This window comes from Gemmiger formicilis (assembly GCF_016901605.1).
GTDB lineage: Bacteria > Bacillota > Clostridia > Oscillospirales > Ruminococcaceae > Gemmiger > Gemmiger formicilis_B.
In genome coordinates, this window is the sequence record NZ_JACJKP010000199.1 from 1 (window position 1) to 4701 (window position 4701).

At 49.5% G+C, this 4701-nt stretch carries 4 protein-coding genes; all 4 read left to right on the forward strand.

From position 1 onward, the window contains the following. The coding region (locus tag H6B10_RS12660) for an alpha/beta fold hydrolase (RefSeq protein WP_204651937.1) at positions 1-746 on the forward strand (746 nt) is incomplete at its 5' end. Positions 747-956: 210 nt separating this feature from the next. Then, positions 957-2453: an HsdM family class I SAM-dependent methyltransferase gene (locus H6B10_RS12665; RefSeq protein ID WP_204651938.1), complete on the forward strand. Its 1497-nt coding sequence runs from the start codon at positions 957-959 to the stop codon at positions 2451-2453. Further along, on the forward strand, positions 2453-3598 hold the full coding sequence (locus H6B10_RS12670; protein ID WP_204651940.1) for a restriction endonuclease subunit S: 1146 nt from the start codon (positions 2453-2455) through the stop codon (positions 3596-3598). Before H6B10_RS12665 ends, H6B10_RS12670 begins: the two co-directional genes overlap by 1 nt. A gap of 5 nt (positions 3599-3603) precedes the next feature. Further along, positions 3604-4635: a DUF4062 domain-containing protein gene (locus tag H6B10_RS12675; RefSeq protein ID WP_204651939.1), complete on the forward strand. Its 1032-nt coding sequence runs from the start codon at positions 3604-3606 to the stop codon at positions 4633-4635. Positions 4636-4701 lie beyond the last annotated feature (66 nt).

Here is a 4701-nt window from a genome sequence, read left to right on the forward strand (position 1 = left end):
CCATCACCCTGGTTTTTCTGCCAGGGCTGACCGCTGACCATCGGCTGTTTGACAAACAGATTGCCTGTTTCGAAGGGAAATACAATCTGCTGGTATGGGACGCCCCCGGCCATGCCGCTTCCTGGCCCTTCCAGCTGACCTTTTCCATGATGGACAAGGCAAGATGGCTGGACGAGATTCTCTGCCGGGAAGCTCTGTGCCAGCCGGTGATCGTGGGGCAGTCTATGGGCGGCTATGTAGGACAAGCCTATGCGGAATTGTTTCCCCGGAAGCTGAAGGGCTTTGTGGCCATTGATTCGGCCCCTCTGCAGCGAAAGTATGTGACGGGCATCGAACTGTGGCTGCTGAAACGGATGGAGCCGGTCTATCACCATTACCCGTGGAAGTCCCTGCTGAAAACCGGGTCGAAAGGGGTGGCTACCTCCACCTATGGCCAGGCCCTGATGCACGCCATGATGATGACCTACGACGGCGACCAGGAACGATACGCCAGACTGTCCGGCCATGGGATGCGGATACTGGCCGAAGCCATGGAAGCCGACCTTCCCTACAACATTCCCTGCCCGGCGCTGCTGATCTGCGGAGAAAAAGATCATGCCGGTTCCTGCATCCGGTACAACAAGGCCTGGCACAAAAACACCGGCATTCCGCTGGTGTGGATCTCCGGGGCCGGGCACAATGCCAACACCGATGCACCGGACGAAGTGAATGAGCTGATCGGGAAGTTTGTGGAGGGGTTGCGATAGGAGGTCCCCCGTGCCACCGTTTTTCCTTCGGCAAAGCGGCAAAAGCGCAGCACCTTGACGGGCTATTCCGGGCTTGTTAGACTATACTTATATATACTTCCGCCGGGCCGTTGGCCGGGGGGCGGGATGGCGCCAAAAACATAGACAGGCGCCACACCGGCGCGGGGAGGGCGCAGCCCTTTTGCGCAGAATCCAAACAAGGAGTACGGTATGCTGGACAACGAACTGAAGAATAAAATCAACAGCCTGTGGGAGACCTTCTGGACCGGGGGCATCACCAACCCGCTGGACGTGGTGGAGCAGATGACCTATTTAATGTTCATTCATGACCTGGACGCGGCGGACAACCAGCGCGCCAAGGAGAGCGCCATGCTGGGCCTGCCCCACAAGAGCATTTTTGCGGATAAGGTCACCATCGGGGAGCGGAGCATTCCGGGCGAGCAGCTGAAATGGTCGGTGTTCCGGGACTTTCCGGCGCAGCAGATGTACACAGTGATGCAGGAATGGGTGTTCCCGTTCATCAAAGGGCTGCACGGCGACAAGGACAGCGCCTATGCCCAATACATGGGGGATGCGATTTTCAAAATTCCCACGCCGCTGATGCTGGACAAGGTGGTCACGGCGATGGATGAGATTTATGAGCAGTCGCGCCAGGCCAGCAGCCCGGATGTACGGGGCGACATTTACGAATATCTGCTTTCCAAGCTGTCCACCGCGGGGGTGAACGGCCAGTTCCGCACGCCGCGGCATATCATCCGCATGATGGTGGAGATGATGAACCCCCAGCCGGACGAGGTCATCTGCGACCCGGCCTGCGGCACCGGCGGCTTTCTGGTGGAGGCCGGGCACTACCTGAAAGAGAAATACAAACAGGAGATCTTCTTTGACCGGCAGAAAAAAGACCATTACATGAACCACATGTTCCACGGCTACGATATGGACCGCACCATGCTGCGCATCGGCGCCATGAACATGATGACCCACGGCATCGACAACCCGTTTATCGAGTACCGGGACAGCCTTTCGGACCAGAACACCGACCGGGAGGCCTATTCCCTGATTCTGGCCAACCCGCCTTTCAAGGGCAGCCTGGACGCCGACATCGTTTCCACCGATTTGCTCAAACTGTGCAAGACCAAAAAGACCGAGCTGTTGTTTCTGGCGCTGTTTTTGCGGATGCTGAAAGTGGGCGGCCGGTGCGCCTGCATCGTGCCGGACGGGGTGCTGTTCGGTTCCTCCACGGCGCACAAGGCGATCCGCAAGGAGATTGTGGAGAACCACCGTCTGGAGGCGGTGATTTCCATGCCCAGCGGGGTGTTCAAACCCTACGCGGGGGTGTCCACGGCGGTGCTGGTGTTTACCAAGACCGGCCACGGCGGCACCGACGACGTATGGTTCTATGATATGAAGGCGGACGGTTTTTCGCTGGACGACAAGCGCACCGAAGTCAAGGAGAACGACATCCCCGATATCATCGCCCGGTTCCATGACCGGGCGGCGGAAAAGGACCGCGCCCGCACCGAGCAGTCGTTCATGGTGCCCAAGGCGGAGATCGCCGAAAACGGGTATGACCTTTCCATCAACAAGTACAAGCAGGTGGAGTATGTGCCGGTGGAGTACCCGCCCGCGACGGAGATTCTGGCCGATCTGCGCGCGCTGGAGCAGCAGATCACCCAGGGCCTGGCGGAACTGGAGGGGATGCTGTGATGGCGAAGTTGGGGGATGTGTTCACGCTCATCCGGAACGGAGCTTCTATAAAGCAAACAGAGGGGGCTGGTGGATTTCCTATTACTAGGATCGAAACCATTGCAAATAGAAAAGTAGATCACAAAAAATTCGGATATGCCGATATTGTAGATATTACTAAATACGAAAGCTATGTTTTACAGGATGGCGACATCCTTATGTCACACATTAACAGTGAGAAACATCTTGGAAAAGTTGCTTTATACAAAAAGCAAGTTAATGAACAAATCATTCATGGTATGAATCTGCTGGTGCTCCGTGCCAACCCTAAAATTCTTTTGTCTGATTATGCGGCGTACTTTTTTGAAACGCCAGGCTTTCTAAGGCAAATTCAAAAAATAACAAAAAAATCGGTTAATCAGGCTAGTTTTACTGTAACAGCACTTAAAGAGTTAGAAATTCCACTCCCTTCGCTTGATGAACAGCGCCGCATTGCCGCTGTTTTGGACAAAGTCACCGACCTGATTGCCCAACGCCGCGCCCAGCTGGACAAGCTGGACCTGTTGGTAGAAGCGCTGTTCAATGAGATGTTTGGAGACCCTATCTTGAATACCAAAGAATTTCCCGTATACAAAATGAAAGATGTTGTACAATTTGAAGGTGGTAGCCAACCAGATAAAAGCTTTTTTGAGTACTCACCAACAGAAAACAATGTTCGTTTAATTCAGATTAGAGACTACAAATCAAATAAGTTTATTACATATATTCCTAAATCTTTGGCGCGCAGATTTTGTACGGCAGATGATATAATGATTGGCCGATATGGGCCTCCCATTTTTCAAATATTGGGTGGGATTGATGGCGCTTACAACGTAGCGCTAATGAAGGCTACGCCCAAAATGGGAAACCGTGAATTTATCCGACACTTTTTAAAGCAGAAATGTTTGCTTCACTATCTTGAAGGTCTATCTAAACGAACCGCAGGACAAGACGGCATTCAAATGGATAAACTGAAAGAGTATCCCGTGCCATATCCTCCGGTGGAACTGCAAAACCAATTTTCTTCCTTCGTTGAACAAACCGAAAAATCAAAATTGACGATTCTGGAAAGTCTTGATAAACTAGAAATGATAAAGAAAGCTCTTATGCAAAATTATTTTGGGTGATTAAAATGAATAAAATATATCAAGTGTTTGTTAGTTCTACCTATGAAGATTTGCAGGAAGAACGAAAAGAAGTAATGCAAGCGTTGCTGGAACTAGACTGTATGCCTGCTGGAATGGAATTGTTCCCGGCGTCAAACGACGACCAGTGGACTTTGATAAAAAGAGTAATTGATACTTGCGATTATTATTTGTTAATTATTGGTGGTCGCTACGGAAGCACCAACACCGAGGGAATCAGCTATACCCAAATGGAATTTGAGTATGCTTTGCAGACTGGGAAACCTATCATTTCGTTTTTACCAAAAACTCCGGAGGATATTCCATCCGGTAAATGTGATCAAGACCCTGAAAAGCGAGAAAAATTAGAAAATTTCAAAAAGCTTGCAAAAAAGAAACTTGTGAAATTTTGGAGTACCCCAGAAAACTTAGGCTCAATCGTTTCTAGAAGCATGATTAAGCTGATCAAAGACTTTCCCGCCGAGGGATGGGTAAAGAGTAATACGATTGACGACAACTCTATGAAAGAAATCGTTAAATTGCAAAAAGAAAACGAGGAATTAAAGGCAAAACTTAACCGTATATCAACGGAACCGCCTAAAGGTTCGGAGCAACTGATGCAAGGGGACGATGAGATCACATTTCATTTATGTTTTGAAGCAAACCGCAAACGAAGTCTAACCCCGTACAAATGTGCCGACTTTGTCAATACCACATGGAACCATATCTTTGAAAGAATTGCTCCGTTGATGATTGACGAATGTACAGAATCCACGCTAAAAAACGCACTTGATAGTTTTGCTGCAACATTTAAAAAAGATTTTTCAAACGATCCTTGTTACAAAAACATGTGTGACTTTCGAAATTTTCGTGTTAGCTCCGAAACATTCAATCAAATCAAAGTACAATTGCGAGCCTTGGGATTAATTGAAATCAGCAGCAAAAAGCATAGCACCACCGATAAATCCACTTACTGGTCCTTAACACAATACGGTGACTTCGCCATGACTCAATTACTTGCATTGAAAAAAGAGGATTAACATACTTTAACAGAAGCAAGGTAACCCACCATGACCAACTTCGATTTTCTCCTTTCGGAACCACAG